Here is a 14810-nt window from a genome sequence, read left to right as displayed (position 1 = left end):
TGCTTTAAGGAAAGAACATGAAAGTATTAAGTTCATTAAAAAGCGCTAAGAACCGCCCGGGCTGCCAAATCGTAAAACGTAAAGGTCGTGTCTATGTTATTAATAAAGACAACCCGCGTTTTAAAGCAGTTCAAGGTAAAAAGAAAAAGCGTTAAAAAAGGTGCCTCGGCACCTTTTTTTTAATTAAAGTAAATCTAACTCAATAGCTTAGTTGCCAAATAACAACTCCCAAAAGCCTGGCGGCTCATGTAGCTCATGGTATTTTTTACGTAACTCATCAATAGATTTAAGCGGCGCTTTTGCAGCTTCAAGGCCACGAGTCGTTGCAAGTTGCTTCGCTTGCTTTGCTTGATTTATGACTTTATCAAGCCCTTCTAGAGACGCTGTTTTATGCTGTTTAAAATCAGCTGTTTTAGCTGTCTCTAACAACACAATAAACTCATCAATAGCGGCATTAAAGGTAGCTAAATCAGTAGCCCGTACGGAGTTTTTATAAGCAAGCCCCATATTTTTCATATTGGCCTCAAGATCAATATCAGAGGCTACACTCACACTCGAAAAAACGATTAAAATACTAATAATAATGGCTTTCATACACCCTCAACCAAATGCTATTTATGGACCATTATAAAGCGAAACAAATAATAAACCCAATCTCAAACCTACCAATTCGCGCTATACTTCACCATACCAACCTTTTAACCTAATCAGATTATGCTAAGAACAGTATTTTTCATTATTTGCCTATTTTACTTACCAAGTGTTTTTGCCAAACAAAGTATTATTTTTATAAACCCTGGCTATGAAAATACGAATGTCACAGGCCCATTTTGGTTTGAAGTGTCTCAGTTGATGCGTGATGCTGCCAAAGACTTTGATCTCGATTTAACGATTCATTATGCCAATCGAAATCATATTGAAATGAAGTCATTAGTAGCTAAGGCGATTAAAGCAAAGCCTGATATGCTGATTTTAGTTGACGAAAAAAGCGTGCTCACCCAACAACTTTTAAGCTTAAATAGCACCTCTACACCTATTTATTTTCTACTTAACCGCCCATCAGAATTAGAACTAAAACGTTTGATTGATCATGGCATTAAAATCGCAGGTAGTGTGGAACCCGACAACAAACAAGCAGGGCAATTACTCGCAGATAAACTGATTGAAAAAGCTCAGTACGCGGCCAATTTTCTCGCTATAAATGGTGATTACACCACCCATGCAGCACTTGATAGAGAAGAAGGTTTAAATCAAAGTGTTCAAACGCATGAGAATGCTAATATCACCGCAAAAACGGTTGCCAACTGGTCAGCAACACAAGCGTATCGCCATAGTCTTGGCTACTTTAGCCATCAATCAAACATGAATATTGTCTGGGCTGCCAACGATGCTATGGCATTAGGAGCAATTACTGCGCTTGATGAGTTAAACAAACGCAAAGATGTATTAGTTGGAGCAATAAATTGGCCGCTCAGAGCCGTAGCAGAGAAGATAGACGTCACTATCGGCGGCCATGTTACGTTGGGGGCGTTTGCTTTGGTAAATATTTATGATTTATTGAATAAACACGAAACCGCACCTATGCATCATGAAGTGGCAATTTTCAGCCAACATAACGAACAAACACTCAAGCTTGTTGAACAAATTCACAGTGATAACTTAGCAATTAACTTTCGCGTTTTCAGTAAATCAAATGAAAATCCCCTTCCCTTCAGTGTTGAATCACTTCTGTTAGAAGCAACCAAAAGCGCACTGTAAAGGGCGTTTACATTACTTATTACTGAGCCATACAGCTTGGTATGGCATTAGCGACATTGTTTTTGTCTGCTCGGTAATTTGCTCACCGCTAATTAAATCTCGCCATTGCTCGGTACCAATCAAATTTAAGTCGGCAAGCGTAAGCGTTTGCGGCTCGTCACTAATGTTATAAACACAAAACATACTTTGCGAACGATTGATGCTTTGTCGCCAAAAACCAAAGAGCCCTTCGCTTAAATGTAACGTATATTGCGTCGCATTGGGGTGAAATGCACTTTGCGCCTTTCGAATAGCCATTAGGCTTTTCATCGCTTTAAACACAGTACGATGATGGGCATTTTCGTTACTTAACTTGGCCAGTAAATCTGACTCTTGCCAGCGGTGACGATTAATCGCTCGGTTATGTTGGCTATTTTCAAAGCGTTCATAATCATTGGTAGTACCGAGTAGGCTATGAATATACAAACCTGGAATACCCTCAAGCGCAAACATAATGGCATGCGCACATAAAAAGCGTGCAACCCCCCATTTATCTGGGCCTTTATGGGTGCCCTGCAGAGCATCAAATAAGGCAATATTTAACTCATAAGGGGTATTGGTGCCATCTGGGGCGGTACGTAATGAGACTTTACCGCCATATTTCGCAGTCGTATTTACCATTTCGGCAATTTCACTTTGCTCCAACAAGCCTTCAACGGGGCGCAAGCCAATACCATCGTGTGAAGCTATAAAGTTAAAGTATGCCGTCCCTTCTTGAGGAGGTGGCATACTCATCATCCAGTGCTTTAATGCGGTGCTGTCACCACTAAGTAAAGTGTGTAATAACAGCGGTGGCAATGAAAAGTTGTAAATACAGTGCGCTTCGTTGGCATTACCAAAGTACGATAGGTTTTCGCGGTTCGGGATATTAGTTTCTGTAATAATAATCACATTAGGCTCAAAGTGCTCAATAAGGGTGCGAAGCAGCCTAATCACTTCGTGAGTTTCAGGTAAGTTAATGCAGCGGGTATTGAGTTTTTTCCATAAAAAAGCCACCGCATCAAGGCGAAATATACGCACACCGTTATCTAAATAATGACGAATAATGCTGACAAATTCATTAAGCACATCTGGGTTAGCAAAATCAAAATCAACTTGGTCGTGACTAAAGGTACACCACACATGCTGCAAACCATCTTTAGTTTCTACCGCTTGTAAAAGTGGCGATGTTCGCGGGCGTACAACTTGTACAAGGTCGTCACTTGGGCTTGCCGTTTTAAAATACCCTTTTCCCGGCACTTTGCCCTGAATAAAGTTTTCAAACCAAACGCTGCGGCTAGAGCAATGGTTGATCACCAAATCTGCCATCAACCTAACATCCGCTGAAATATCGCGGATATGTTGCCAACTACCTAACGCTTCATTCACTTGCACATAGTTCATTACAGCGAAGCCTTCATCTGAGCTATATGGGTAAAACGGCAAGATGTGCAGTGCATTAAGTTCAGGTAAGCATTGGTTTTTTACAAAGCGATGTAACGTTTGCAAAGGCGGCTCTTCAGGCTTAGCAACGGCTTCATCAGTATTAGCATGACGTATGATTGAATCACCATAGGCGATTAAAATCATATCTTGCTCATCCCAACGGTTTTTATGCGGCGTTGGGTCCCGAACAGGATCATCACCTAACATGGTACTAATTAGTCTGTCTGCGAGTTGTTCAAGCGTTGTTGATAGCTCAACCTCGCTGTAGATGCAGGTTAAATGCTGAATAACCCTTTGTTGCAAAAGCTCTAAAGTCACGTGCCTTCCCCGTTAAATATATTCTTTGTTATCAAGCTCTACGGCTTCTTCTAAACGAGCAAACACCTCCGGCATTGCCGAAGCTACTCGGTTCCAACTCGGCACAAAGGGTGCTTCCATTGGGTTTTCTAAAAAGTGCTGACCCGCATTCATAATATTTTGAGCAAACATTTCAACGGCTTTTTCTTCATGATGAATATCAAGTGTTAAGCCATTCATTAACGCATCATTGTGATAGGTTTCAATAAAATCGAGTGCAATTCGGTAATAGGTTGCCTTTAATGAACGAATCGTTTCTGTCGTAAAGGTAACGCCTTGTGTAGCGAGCTTTCTGAATAAAGCTTTGGTGATATCAATCGACATTTTCGACAATCCCGCCGCTTGGTTTTCTAGCGATAGGTCTTGGTGTTTGTGATCATAGTTATCAGCAATATCGACCTGACATAAACGGTTATGCGAGTAATTGCGATACATCTCTGATAACACGCCAATTTCTAAGCCCCAGTCACTTGGAATACGAATATCGTTAAGTACATCGCGACGGAATGAAAACTCACCCGCTAACGGGTAACGAAAAGAATCCATATATTCTAAGTAATCGTTGCTGCCTAAAATGGTTTTAAATGAACGCAATAACGGCGTTACCAGCAATCGTGACACGCGACCATTAATTTTGCCCTCAGCGGTGCGTGGGTAAAAGCCTTTACAAAATTCATAGTTAAAACGAGGGTGAGCAACGGGGTAAATTAAGCGTGCTAAAAGCGCTCTGTCGTAAGTCAAAATATCACAGTCATGCAGTGCAATTGACTCTACTTTTGAGGTTGCCAACTTATAGCCCATGCAATACCAAACATTACGGCCCTTACCTAGCTCTCGTGGCGCAACACCCAATTTTTGTAGTTCTTTATCTAGCGCTTGTAAACGCGGGCCATCATTCCAAAGTACCTTATGAGGCTGATCAAGCTCCGCAAAAAACTGCAGAGCATGACGATATTGGCTTTCATCGGCGCGATCTAGACCAATGGTAATTTGCGATAAATAAGGCACATGTTTCAGCTCTGCAATTATATTTTGCAAAGCGGGCCCCTCTAGTTCACTGTAAAGCGAGGGTAAAATTAGGCCCATTGGGCGTTGTTTTGAAAAGCCCAACAACTCTTTTTCTAGTTCTTCTACTGGGCGGTCAGCAATATTGTGTAAGGTCGTGATAATGCCATTTTGATAAAAATCAGCCATGAGATTGCTCCTGTTTTGCTGCAAAACGCGCTTTGATGATAGTTAACGCAGAAACTTCTTGAACCCAACCTGCTGGGGCTGGTTTTTCGCTGAGCTGCCATGCTTTTTGTAATATTTGTGATTGCACTTGGCTGCCAGGGTTATTGATTAAAATAGCGGTGTCGGCCGCCTTTAGCATGGCTACATCGTTTTGACTGTCGCCAAGCGCTATCACAGTAAAAGGATTGCGATAGGCTTTTTTGAACTGATTTAACAGCCACTTTTGTGCAAGTCCTTTATTGTTACCTTTAATTAAATGGATAAAACGCCCGCCAACAAGCACTTCGTAGCCTGCTTGGCTCATTGCATCTATAAAACCTTGCTTTTCTTCATCACTGCCCGAAAAACAAACCGGATCTGAGTACTGTCTTTGTAGAGCCAATTCACTTTTATCGACGGGGAGCCCTGTTAATTTGGCTATTTCTTGCGCACTAAATTGGCTAAACAAACGTACACAATGGCTAAATTGACTGGCATATTGTTTAAGGTCGTCATGCAATTTATCGGTACTTTGCGTCATGGCAAAGCGCCAATAACCTTTATATTCATCACAGCCAATCGGCTTTACTTTAAAATAGTCTTTAGGGATATAAACAGCCGCACCATTTTCCACAATAAAGGGTTGGTGATGATCCAAACCTTTTTGAATATCAGTAACTTCAGCAAAGGTTTTGCTGGTATTAAAAACCACATTGACACCGGTATCATTCAACTTTGCCAAAAATGGTTTGATCACTTCACATTCGTAACTGTCGTGATCGAGCAATGTGCCGTCTAAATCAGTAAAAATAATTGGTTGAGCAATCTGGTCTGCGAGAAGTTCCATCTTGGTGATATCACGCTCAGTATCAAGTAATAGTAACGCATCCACGCTGTACGCAAGCGTGGCTAAGTTTTCCCGCGTAATACGTTCAAAATGAGAGATAAAACGCTTTAAACTCACTTCGTCATATGTGCCCTGCCCTTGGCCTTTTTTGGCAATTAACTTATGCTCTTGTTCTAAGCGCCACGCATACACATCTTCGAATGAAGGCGCTTTTAACATAATGGTGTAATCGGCCATTGCGAATACATGTTGATATTCATTCGCTAAGCAACTATTTACGCAGCGTCGCCAAATGCCGTCGGCATCTTCTAGTTGCTCTAATTCATTTACCGGAGTTTGCAGTTGATAAGGCTGTTGGGGCGTACTGGCTACACACCAGCCTTCAAAAAACACGATATCAATCGGCTTTTGGTTACTAGGCCACTGCTCTTTTGGTACCGGATCATCAGTTAGTTTATCAAATTGAGGTAATGGCACATCCACTTTACCTGCCAACAAAGCTGATAAGGTTTGTTCCATTAATTGCGTATTATGCGTACCCGGTACACCACGACTCGCAAACAAAGGATGAACATCTTTAGCAAGCTCATTGCGTGCAGTACGACTTAAATAAAAGTCATCGATTGATAATGACACGCTATTAAATTCGGTATTGCTATTAACCCAGGTCACTAAGAAGTCAGCGAGGGTCGTTTTACCTGAGCCTTGGCAGCCGTTAATCGCCACCAGCATAGGTTGGCCGGTCATTTTTGCGCTTAAGATATCGTGCGCGAGGGGTATAAAAAACTGCTCACTTAAGTATTGATACTTGAGTGGTAACTGATGCTTCGCTAAAAACGGGGTAATATCCACAACATTTGCCTCTTGCATAATCGCTCCTACCAGTATTACATAGAGATAAATGCAGTTAGTAGACCAGTTTTATAATTCCTTAAATTTTAGTTAGTTACAAAAAAAGCGCATATTTAATGCGCTTTTTTGGTGCAATATTAAAGCAGTTTTTAAGTTCTAATCAGCTTGTTGCACTGCTTTGGGGAGAACAGCATTTAAGATAATCCCCAAAATTGCGCATAAGCTCACACCTTGCAAACTAAACTCATCACCACCGATATGCATACCACCAATACCAAACACTAAAATCAGTGCGATGATAGTCAAGTTGCGAGGCGCGGTAAGGTCTTCACCTGATTTTACTAAGGTATTTAAACCAACAACGGCGATAGAGCCAAATAGTAAAATCATGATGCCGCCCATCACAGGTACCGGAATCGTTTGTAAACCCGCGCCCATTTTTGCCACAAACGCCAGCACAATAGCGATGATTGCGGTCCAAAGCATCACTCGAGGGTTGAAGTTACGTGTAAGCATTACCGCTCCCGTTACTTCAGAATACGTTGTATTAGGTGGACCACCAAAAACCGATGCTGCAGAGGTTGCTAAGCCATCACCTAGTAAAGTGCGGTGTAAACCCGGTTTCTTTAAATAGTCTTTACCTGTTACTTGGCTAATAGCCATCATGTCGCCAATATGTTCAATTGCTGGCGCAATGGCTACAGGCACCATAAACAAAATAGCTTGCCACTTAAACTCAGGGTAAGTAAATGCAGGCACTGCTAGCCAGTTTGCTTCAGTGACCGCATTAAATTCAACAATACCTATAAATAACGAAGCAAGGTAACCTGCTACCACACCAGCAAGAATAGGAATAAGTTTAAATACACCTTTGCCCCATACCGCAAAAATCAGCGTAACCAGTAATGATAAACCAGACACCCAAATTGCTTGATCATAAGGAACTAATTGTGCACTGCCATCCCCTGTTTTACCCATTGCCATATTCACAGCGACGGGGGCTAATGCTAAACCAATCACCATGATCACAGGGCCAACAACCACAGGCGGTAACACCTTATGCAGTGCATTCACGCCTTTAAATTTTACAATCAAGCTAAGCGCAACATAACAAAAGCCTGCCACCATCAAACCGCCCATAGTTGCGGGAATGCCCCACATTTGTACCGAGGCGATAATAGGTGCGATGAAAGCAAAAGACGATGCTAAAAAGATAGGAACTTGGCCTTTGGTAACCACATGAAACAACAAGGTTCCTAAACCTGCGGTAAATAAAGCCACATTAGGATCAAGGCCTGTCAGTAGCGGCACAAGTACCAAGGCGCCAAATGCGACAAACAGCATTTGCGCGCCAGTTAGAATGGTTTTTAACGAAAATGTTTGATGATTTTCCACGTGAGCGCCTTACACTGTGCCAAAAATCTTGTCACCGGCATCTCCTAAGCCTGGAATGATATATCCTTTTTCGTTTAAGTGACTATCTAAAGATGCTGTGAAAATTTCAACATCAGGGTGCGCTGCAAGGGTTTTTTCTACGCCCTCTGGCGCTGCTACTAATACAATCACTTTAATATCTTTACAGCCTGCTTTTTTAAGCATATCAATAGTTGCAATCATTGAACCACCGGTTGCCAGCATTGGGTCAATAACGAGGCTTAAGCGCTCATCAATTTTACCCACTAGTTTTTCAAAGTAAGGAACTGGCTCAAGTGTTTCTTCGTTACGCTGAAGACCAACAACACTTACTTTTGCCGCAGGTAATAACTGCATTACACCATCCATCATACCAAGGCCGGCACGAAGAATAGGCACAACAGTAATTTTTTTACCTTTGATATGCTCTACATCTAATGTTGAACCATCCCATCCAGTGATTTGTACGCTTTCTAATGGTAGGTTTTTTGTTGCTTCGTAAGTAAGCAAGGTACCTACTTCAGACGCTAGCTCACGGAAACTTTTAGTACTAATACCTTCTGCGCGCATAAGGCCAAGTTTGTGTTGAACTAACGGATGAGTAATTACATGGATAGACATAAGTAGAACCTAAATGAAATAAATTACGCCTATTTTAGCGTAAATTAATGAGCTCTACTGCAAAAAATGCACAACATTTGCATTAATTCTTTTAAATGACTTAATTTTATTCAATAAAAAGCAAACATACCTGTATAACTTCTTCAACCCGATAGTATTTTCTCCATAACCCAACTTGTATGAAGTGCGCTTTCACCGCTTGATGGGTGTGGTTGCTGAGCATGAAAATAGTTCGCCATGTTTTCAACATGATATTGTTGAATATGCGCGGGGTTATCAATTACGAACTGTTGTTTGCCCTGTGCATTGTTAAGCACAATCGGCTTTTCGTCAAAAACACTAAAGCTAAGCTCGCCTTCACTGCCATAAATCATCACATCATCAAAACGATTAGATGAAGCAAAGTTCCAGCTCCCAGTGCCGGTAACACCAGATTGATGCTGCCAGTGCGCGGTAATAGCATCGAACGCAGAATATAAGCCTTGTTGATTAGCACATAAACCATGCACCTTATTAAAATCACCTAAAAGGTAAGCAAGTAAATCAAGACCATGGCTGGCTAAATCGTCGAAGTAACCTCCTCGTGCCACGTTTTGATCTGTGCGCCAGTTGTATTCACCCGACAAATCAAGAGCGTTAGGAGCTTTACTTAAATGCCAACTTACATGACGAGGCTTACCAATGGCACCTTGCTCAAGTAATTGTTTAACGTGATTAAAGCGTGGTAATGAACGGCGATAATAAGACACAAATAGCGGCTGTTTAGCCTCTTTAAATGCTGTAACAATGTCAAGGCTATCTTGATAACTTGGCGCCAGTGGCTTTTCAATACAACACGGTTTACCTGCCGCAGCAACCTCAAGAGCATACGCTTTATGGCTATCTGGCGGCGTGGCAATATACACAGCATCAACACTGTTATCGTTAATGAGTTCGCTTGGCGATGCGAACACCTTTGCAACATTATGGCGTTTAGCATAATCATGGGCTTTTTCTAAGTCGCGACGTGTCACCCCAATAAGCGCAATACCTTCTGCTTGTTGATAAGCAGGGCCGCTTTTTACTTCGGTTACAGCACCACAGCCGATAATGGCAAATCGCATTGGCTTATTCATTGCTAATCCTTTATTTTTAAGTACGTTACAAATTGCTGCTGCATGTAGCCGTTTATTTTTGCATGATCAGGGCTCCAACCTGCTAAAAAGCGATAAAAATCGCACCATGCGTAACACCAAAGCGCTCGCCAACTGCTAACAACATGCGGTGGGTTTACATTTGGTTGATAACGTTTTAGTGCCTGTGTGAGGGTGTCAAAATAGCGATTTAAATAGTCATCTGCAACTGATTTTAATGCCGTATCATTTAAGCAACTGCCTAAAAAATACATGACATCAATCACCCCAACACCCCTGCCTACATATTGAAAATCATAGCCAAGAACATGCTGGTTTTGTGGCGCAATAGCAAAATTGGCAAGCTTAGCATCACCATGAATTAATGTTTGGTAAGGTGACTCATTCAACGCAGTATCAATAGCGTGTGCCTGCGCTTTTAAGCTTAAATCGCTCATACGCTTTAGCTCATCAGGCCGTGTTGCTAAATGCCAATAACTACCTCGCGGCCAAAGGCCATCGGCAGAGCTTGCTAAATGAAAAGCATGAAAGTGTGCAAGCCAGTTTATAATTGCTTCAATGTCGAGGTGTGTAGCACTTGCTTGCTGGTAGCCAAGTGCACTGAAATCACTAAATAACAGCGCTTGCTTACTGCCCTCTTGGATTGCCTCAATACAATGAATAGCCGCAGCTTCATGGGGCAATTGCTTAGCGTAATGCCGATACCAATTAAATTCGACTAAGTAAGATTGCCGCTTTCTGGCAAGCGCAAAGTCACTTTGTTTTATACGACTATGATTGATCTGACTTGGCACTTCAATCGCTTTAATTACCCTAGCAGCACCATTCATTTGGCAACGAATAATCTCACCGCAACCACTCCATACTGATGCCGCTTGCTGTAGCTCTGTAATGTTTGAAAAGTGAGAAGTAACAAATTGCCTAAGATCCATAACGCTCTGTAATTTATATAAACCGATGGCAATGGTAGGTGATATTGGCTATTGGTACAACGACCTATAAGCAATAAAAAACCCGTGCTAAGCACGGGTTTTCGAAGATAAAGTCCTAATACTGCTCAGGACTTGCATTGTTGAATTACTCGTTTACCACACTTTTAAGTGGGTTTACTGGCTTTGCATTGTCATCCAGTAAGTTCATGTCAAAGTCGAACTCATCAACACGAATCGCTTTTTCACGTTTCTTGTTGTAATCAATCAGTTTTGCATACTCTTCTTCGTTGATAACACTTGCAACAAGTGCATTATCAAGCGTTTCTGCAAAACGAACACCCGGCTTAATAGTTTTAGCACGCAGTGCTTTTTTAACTTTTGCAAGTAAATCAAGGCACGCCATTTTCGCTTTGTACGCTTGCTCATTGATGTAATGACCATCACCTTCAATTGGATTAACCAAGTGAGTGATTTGCGCTTTAAATGCCGTATCCATTTGCGCTTGAGTCGCAAGTTCACGGATTAAATCATCGCTGATTTTAGGCATTTTCATTGAGTAGTTCATCGTAATGAAACGCATAAACTTACGAGTACCACTTGCAGGGAAGTTATCTAAGAACTTATGCAATGCTTCTTCAGCGCTTTGTAGTGCAAAGCGAGTCGCATAGTGGAAGTAAGGCGCAGCTTGCTCACGTTCACTGCTTGCTACTTTTTGCTCGTAATATTTAATTGATGCCATCGCCGCATACAAGAAGCTCATTACGTCGCCTAAACGTGCAGATAACATTTCTGCTTGCTTAAGTTTGCCGCCCAGTACCAATAACGAGAAGTCAGCGTAAACTGCTAGTTTTGCAGATAATTTATGCGCTGCTTTTTCGTATTCACGTACTTCGGGTAGTGACGATTTAGCACCGGCAGTAAACGGTAATACACCTAAACGGAAAGCACGTAAGCTGTTAGCTACGCTGTAACCTACTGTTTTACGTAAGATGCTGTTGAATTCTTTATCTGCATTTTTGTCTTCGCTATGGATAGACTCAACCATAGATTGAAGGTAAGGGTGACAACGCATTACACCTTGGCCAAAAATCATTAGGTTACGAGTAAGAATGTTTGCACCTTCAACCGTGATTGCGATTGGTTGTGCAACATATCCACTTGCTAATGTATTTTGCGGGCCATTTTGAATTGCTTTACCTGCTTGAATATCCATTGCTGAATCAAGCACGTTACGACCAATTTCTGTCATGTGGTATTTCGCAATCGCAGTGACGACAGATGGTTTTAAGCCCATGCCTAAACCTTCTGTTGTTAATACACGCATTGCTTCTTGAAGATAAGTTTTACCTGCAATATCAGCAAGCTTTTCTTGGATACCTTCGAATTGACCAATCGCCAGACCAAACTGCTCACGTACTGCTGCGTACTCAGAAGCACCTTTGAATGCCACTTGTGATGAGCTAACACCTAGTGCTGGTAACGAGATACCACGGCCTGCACCTAAACAGCTAACCAGCATCTGCCAGCCACGACCGATGTTCTTTTGACCACCAATGATGAAGTCCATTGGTACAAATACTTTTTCACCGCGAGTCGTACCGTTGTAAAAACGGATACCCATAGGATCATGACGATTACCAAGTTCAACACCTGGGTGATCTTTAGGAATAAGCGCACAGGTAATACCTAGGTTTTCTTTACCACCTAGTAAACCATCAGGGTCAACTACTTTAAATGCTAAACCTAATACTGTCGCAATTGGCGCAAGTGTGATGTAGCGTTTGTCCCAGGTAATTTCTAAACCTAACACTTCTTCGCCATTAAACTGACCACGTTTAACAACACCGATATCTGGAATACCACCCGCATCTGAACCCGCTTCTGGGCTAGTTAGTGCGAAACATGGAATATCACGACCATTTGCAAGACGCGGTAAGTAGTGATCTTGTTGCTCTTTAGTACCAAAGTGAAGTAATAGCTCACCTGGGCCTAATGAATTAGGAACCATCACGGTTACCGCAACCGCAGAACTCTTAGTCGCGATAGTCGCAACGATTGTTGAGTTTGCATAAGGGCTGAATTCTAAACCGCCGAATGATTTAGGAATGATAAGCGAGAAAAAACGCTCTTTTTTCAAGAAATCAAGAATGTAGTCAGGAAGATGAACACCGTTTTGAATTTCAGAATCATCAATCATTGATAATAATTCTTTCACTGGGCCATCTAAGAATGCTTGCTCTTCAGCGCTCAGCTTAGCTGCTGGCACGTCACGAAGTGCATCGAAATCAGGTTTACCTTGGTAGATTGAACCTTCTAACCAAACATCACCCGCATCTAACGCTTCTTGTTCTGTAATTGAAATACTAGGTAATACTTTTTTTAATTTTGTACGTAAGCTCATAATAAACTCATCCGACCAGATAGTAATACCTACATTACGTCATAAAATAAGCAATAGATCAATTGGTCCAACCAGTTTTTTTTAACATTTTTTTATATTTATTTTATCTTTGCATGCTAAGCACTTGAATACAATGGGTTTACACGTGTAAGCTCAAACGCTATTTTTTATCCCAAAATGGTTAACAACTAAAGGCTGACAATAAAAAGCCCAACTAAAAAGTTGGGCTTAGGTGTAAATGCTGAAGGAATGCTTTATAGCTCATCCTCGATAGGGAATAACGAAATAAACCACACTTGAAAACGTCGCCAAGAAGACGTTTGTGGCTCTTCATCAAATTGCTCATTACTCACTGTGTCGAGCCAAACTAAATCATCATCCTTTAAATCAACTTTCCAAGCATACTCAGCCATATCAGTATCAACCCACTTTGATAGTGATCGGCTTAATTTAGAACTGTTGATCAATACACCCATTTCAGTATTTAAATCAAGTGAGCGAGGGTCAAGGTTCATGGTACCGACAAAGATCTTTTCATCATCAAAGGTCATGGTTTTTGCGTGTAGGCTTGCTTGTGATGACCCAGTAACCTTACGCCCTGCTTTGCGCTTAATGGCCATCAAGTCACTTGGCTTTAATTCCCAAAGTTTTACCCCTCCAGAAATTAAATCTTTGCGGTACTTTTTATATCCTGCATGCACAGCTGAGACATCCGTGGCGGCTAGTGAATTTGTTAGCACAGTAACGTTAACGCCCTGCCGCACCCAGTTTGTTAGCAACTTAACGCCTTGCTCTTTGGGAATAAAGTAAGGCGAAATAATAATAACTCTTTGCTCTGGTTGCCCAAGCCTTTGAAGTAAACGTGGCGACATATTTGACGACTTTTCACGCACTTCATTTAAAACCTTGTCAGGATGATCAAAAAACAGCTCTGAGGTTTGCCAGTCAAATGTAATTTCGTCATCAAGCAAGCGTTTAACAAACTCGCTTTCATGCAGCTGCTGAACATAATTGCTCTGTCGGTTTTGTTCAACATAGCTCGACAATGTTTTAGTGATATCTATAAGTGATTGTTCATCACGTTTACCGTGTAAATCTTCAACTGGGTAAGACAATTGATGATTCCAATATAAATCAAATGCTTTTGATGCATTTGGAACAATTTCACCAACACTCATTACATCTAAATCAATAAACTCAGAATGATCTTCAGCCGAAAAGTACGCATTACCAATGTTTCGCCCACCAGTAATAAAAATACGATTATCGACTATAAAGCTCTTATTATGCATGCGCCTAGAAAGCTGTCCAAAGTTGGTAATAAAGCCGAGCGCCCTAAAACGACGGTTAGGGAATGGATTAAATAATCGAACTTCAATATTAGGGTGAACAGCCAGAGCGGCTAAATCAAGCTCACTGTCGGCTTGCGACAAGTCATCAAGCAACAGGCGAATTCTTACCCCTCTATCTGCGGCTTTTAATAAAAAGGCCGTAAATAAAATGGTGGTTTGTTGCCTGTGATATAAATAGTACTGCACATCAATGGTGTGCTCTGCAGAATCAATGAGCGCCAACCTAGCTACAAAGGCATCGACCCCATCTGCTAAAGGATAAAACCCTGATAACCCAGGATGATTATTACCCACTGCATCTCCTATGGTACTGGGTGTATCTGCTGCAATGGCATAGCTTGGTTGAATGGACTCTCGTGAAGGTAATTGCGCGCAGCCCGCGGTGATTAAAATGAGTACTGCACAAAAAAGTGATTTTGAAGAGTCTATTATCATGGCTTCCTACCAATGACCGTGTGATACACGTAT

Annotated in this window: 12 protein-coding genes; 2 read left to right on the top strand and 10 right to left on the bottom strand. The window is 41.6% G+C overall.

What is annotated here, in order from left to right; translation table 11 throughout:
* Nucleotides 1–17 precede the first annotated feature (17 nt).
* Complete coding sequence (gene ykgO, locus L1266_RS08210) at nt 18–155, top strand: type B 50S ribosomal protein L36 (protein ID WP_054554561.1); 138 nt, start codon at nt 18–20, stop codon at nt 153–155.
* A gap of 52 nt (nt 156–207) precedes the next feature.
* Here ykgO and L1266_RS08205 read toward each other — a convergent pair whose 3' ends face one another.
* Complete coding sequence (locus L1266_RS08205) at nt 208–594, bottom strand: cytochrome b562 (RefSeq protein WP_054554562.1); 387 nt, start codon at nt 592–594, stop codon at nt 208–210.
* A gap of 120 nt (nt 595–714) precedes the next feature.
* On the opposite strand from L1266_RS08205, the gene L1266_RS08200 reads away from it, so the two are divergent.
* A complete protein-coding gene (locus L1266_RS08200; RefSeq protein WP_235377272.1) occupies nt 715–1758 on the top strand; it encodes an ABC transporter substrate-binding protein in 1044 nt (347 codons plus the stop codon).
* A gap of 12 nt (nt 1759–1770) precedes the next feature.
* Here L1266_RS08200 and L1266_RS08195 read toward each other — a convergent pair whose 3' ends face one another.
* The 9 genes from L1266_RS08195 to L1266_RS08155 all read right to left on the bottom strand — a co-directional run bounded on the left by L1266_RS08195 (nt 1771) and on the right by L1266_RS08155 (nt 14777).
* Nucleotides 1771–3540: a sugar phosphorylase gene (locus L1266_RS08195; RefSeq protein ID WP_235377271.1), complete on the bottom strand. Its 1770-nt coding sequence runs from the start codon at nt 3538–3540 to the stop codon at nt 1771–1773.
* A gap of 12 nt (nt 3541–3552) precedes the next feature.
* On the bottom strand, nt 3553–4773 hold the full coding sequence (locus L1266_RS08190; RefSeq protein WP_054562434.1) for a hypothetical protein: 1221 nt from the start codon (nt 4771–4773) through the stop codon (nt 3553–3555).
* The gene (locus L1266_RS08185) at nt 4766–6508 is read right to left on the bottom strand and encodes an HAD-IIB family hydrolase (RefSeq protein WP_235377270.1); all 1743 of its coding nucleotides are present in this window, start codon (nt 6506–6508) and stop codon (nt 4766–4768) included. Before L1266_RS08185 ends, L1266_RS08190 begins: the two co-directional genes overlap by 8 nt.
* Nucleotides 6509–6646: 138 nt before the next feature.
* Nucleotides 6647–7885 (bottom strand): uracil-xanthine permease family protein, encoded by a 1239-nt coding sequence (locus L1266_RS08180; RefSeq protein ID WP_209328095.1) that lies wholly within the window; start codon nt 7883–7885, stop codon nt 6647–6649.
* Nucleotides 7886–7894: 9 nt separating this feature from the next.
* Nucleotides 7895–8524 carry a uracil phosphoribosyltransferase gene (upp, locus tag L1266_RS08175; RefSeq protein ID WP_054554568.1) on the bottom strand — a complete coding sequence of 210 codons (630 nt, stop codon included), beginning with the start codon at nt 8522–8524 and terminating at the stop codon, nt 7895–7897.
* Nucleotides 8525–8667: 143 nt separating this feature from the next.
* Nucleotides 8668–9639 (bottom strand): Gfo/Idh/MocA family protein, encoded by a 972-nt coding sequence (locus tag L1266_RS08170; RefSeq protein WP_235377269.1) that lies wholly within the window; start codon nt 9637–9639, stop codon nt 8668–8670.
* Nucleotides 9640–9641: 2 nt separating this feature from the next.
* The gene (locus L1266_RS08165; RefSeq protein ID WP_235377268.1) at nt 9642–10589 is read right to left on the bottom strand and encodes an aminoglycoside phosphotransferase family protein; all 948 of its coding nucleotides are present in this window, start codon (nt 10587–10589) and stop codon (nt 9642–9644) included.
* Nucleotides 10590–10734: 145 nt separating this feature from the next.
* Nucleotides 10735–12990, bottom strand: a complete 2256-nt coding sequence (locus L1266_RS08160) for an acyl-CoA dehydrogenase (RefSeq protein WP_054554571.1) — start codon at nt 12988–12990, stop codon at nt 10735–10737.
* 254 nt (nt 12991–13244) lie between these two features.
* Entirely contained in the window at nt 13245–14777 is a 1533-nt protein-coding gene (locus L1266_RS08155; protein WP_235377267.1) for a phospholipase D family protein, read from the bottom strand.
* Between the last annotated feature and the right edge of the window lie 33 nt (nt 14778–14810).

Source organism: Pseudoalteromonas sp. Cn5-37 (assembly GCF_021532495.1).
In the GTDB taxonomy this organism is placed as follows: Bacteria; Pseudomonadota; Gammaproteobacteria; order Enterobacterales; family Alteromonadaceae; genus Pseudoalteromonas; species Pseudoalteromonas simplex.
The sequence above is the reverse complement of the archived record's forward strand: the minus strand, read 5'-3'. Positions and strand labels throughout refer to the sequence as shown.

What these genes read in the sequence shown, in the direction of transcription:
- L1266_RS08190 (WP_054562434.1), bottom strand. Translation starts at nt 4,773, where the DNA reads ATGGCTGATTTTTATCAAAATGGCATTATCACGACCTTACACAATATT.
- L1266_RS08170 (WP_235377269.1), bottom strand. Translation starts at nt 9,639, where the DNA reads ATGAATAAGCCAATGCGATTTGCCATTATCGGCTGTGGTGCTGTAACC.
- L1266_RS08185 (WP_235377270.1), bottom strand. Translation starts at nt 6,508, where the DNA reads ATGCAAGAGGCAAATGTTGTGGATATTACCCCGTTTTTAGCGAAGCAT.
- L1266_RS08160 (WP_054554571.1), bottom strand. Translation starts at nt 12,990, where the DNA reads ATGAGCTTACGTACAAAATTAAAAAAAGTATTACCTAGTATTTCAATT.
- L1266_RS08200 (WP_235377272.1), top strand. Translation starts at nt 715, where the DNA reads ATGCTAAGAACAGTATTTTTCATTATTTGCCTATTTTACTTACCAAGT.
- ykgO (WP_054554561.1), top strand. Translation starts at nt 18, where the DNA reads ATGAAAGTATTAAGTTCATTAAAAAGCGCTAAGAACCGCCCGGGCTGC.
- L1266_RS08165 (WP_235377268.1), bottom strand. Translation starts at nt 10,589, where the DNA reads ATGGATCTTAGGCAATTTGTTACTTCTCACTTTTCAAACATTACAGAG.
- upp (WP_054554568.1), bottom strand. Translation starts at nt 8,524, where the DNA reads ATGTCTATCCATGTAATTACTCATCCGTTAGTTCAACACAAACTTGGC.
- L1266_RS08155 (WP_235377267.1), bottom strand. Translation starts at nt 14,777, where the DNA reads ATGATAATAGACTCTTCAAAATCACTTTTTTGTGCAGTACTCATTTTA.
- L1266_RS08205 (WP_054554562.1), bottom strand. Translation starts at nt 594, where the DNA reads ATGAAAGCCATTATTATTAGTATTTTAATCGTTTTTTCGAGTGTGAGT.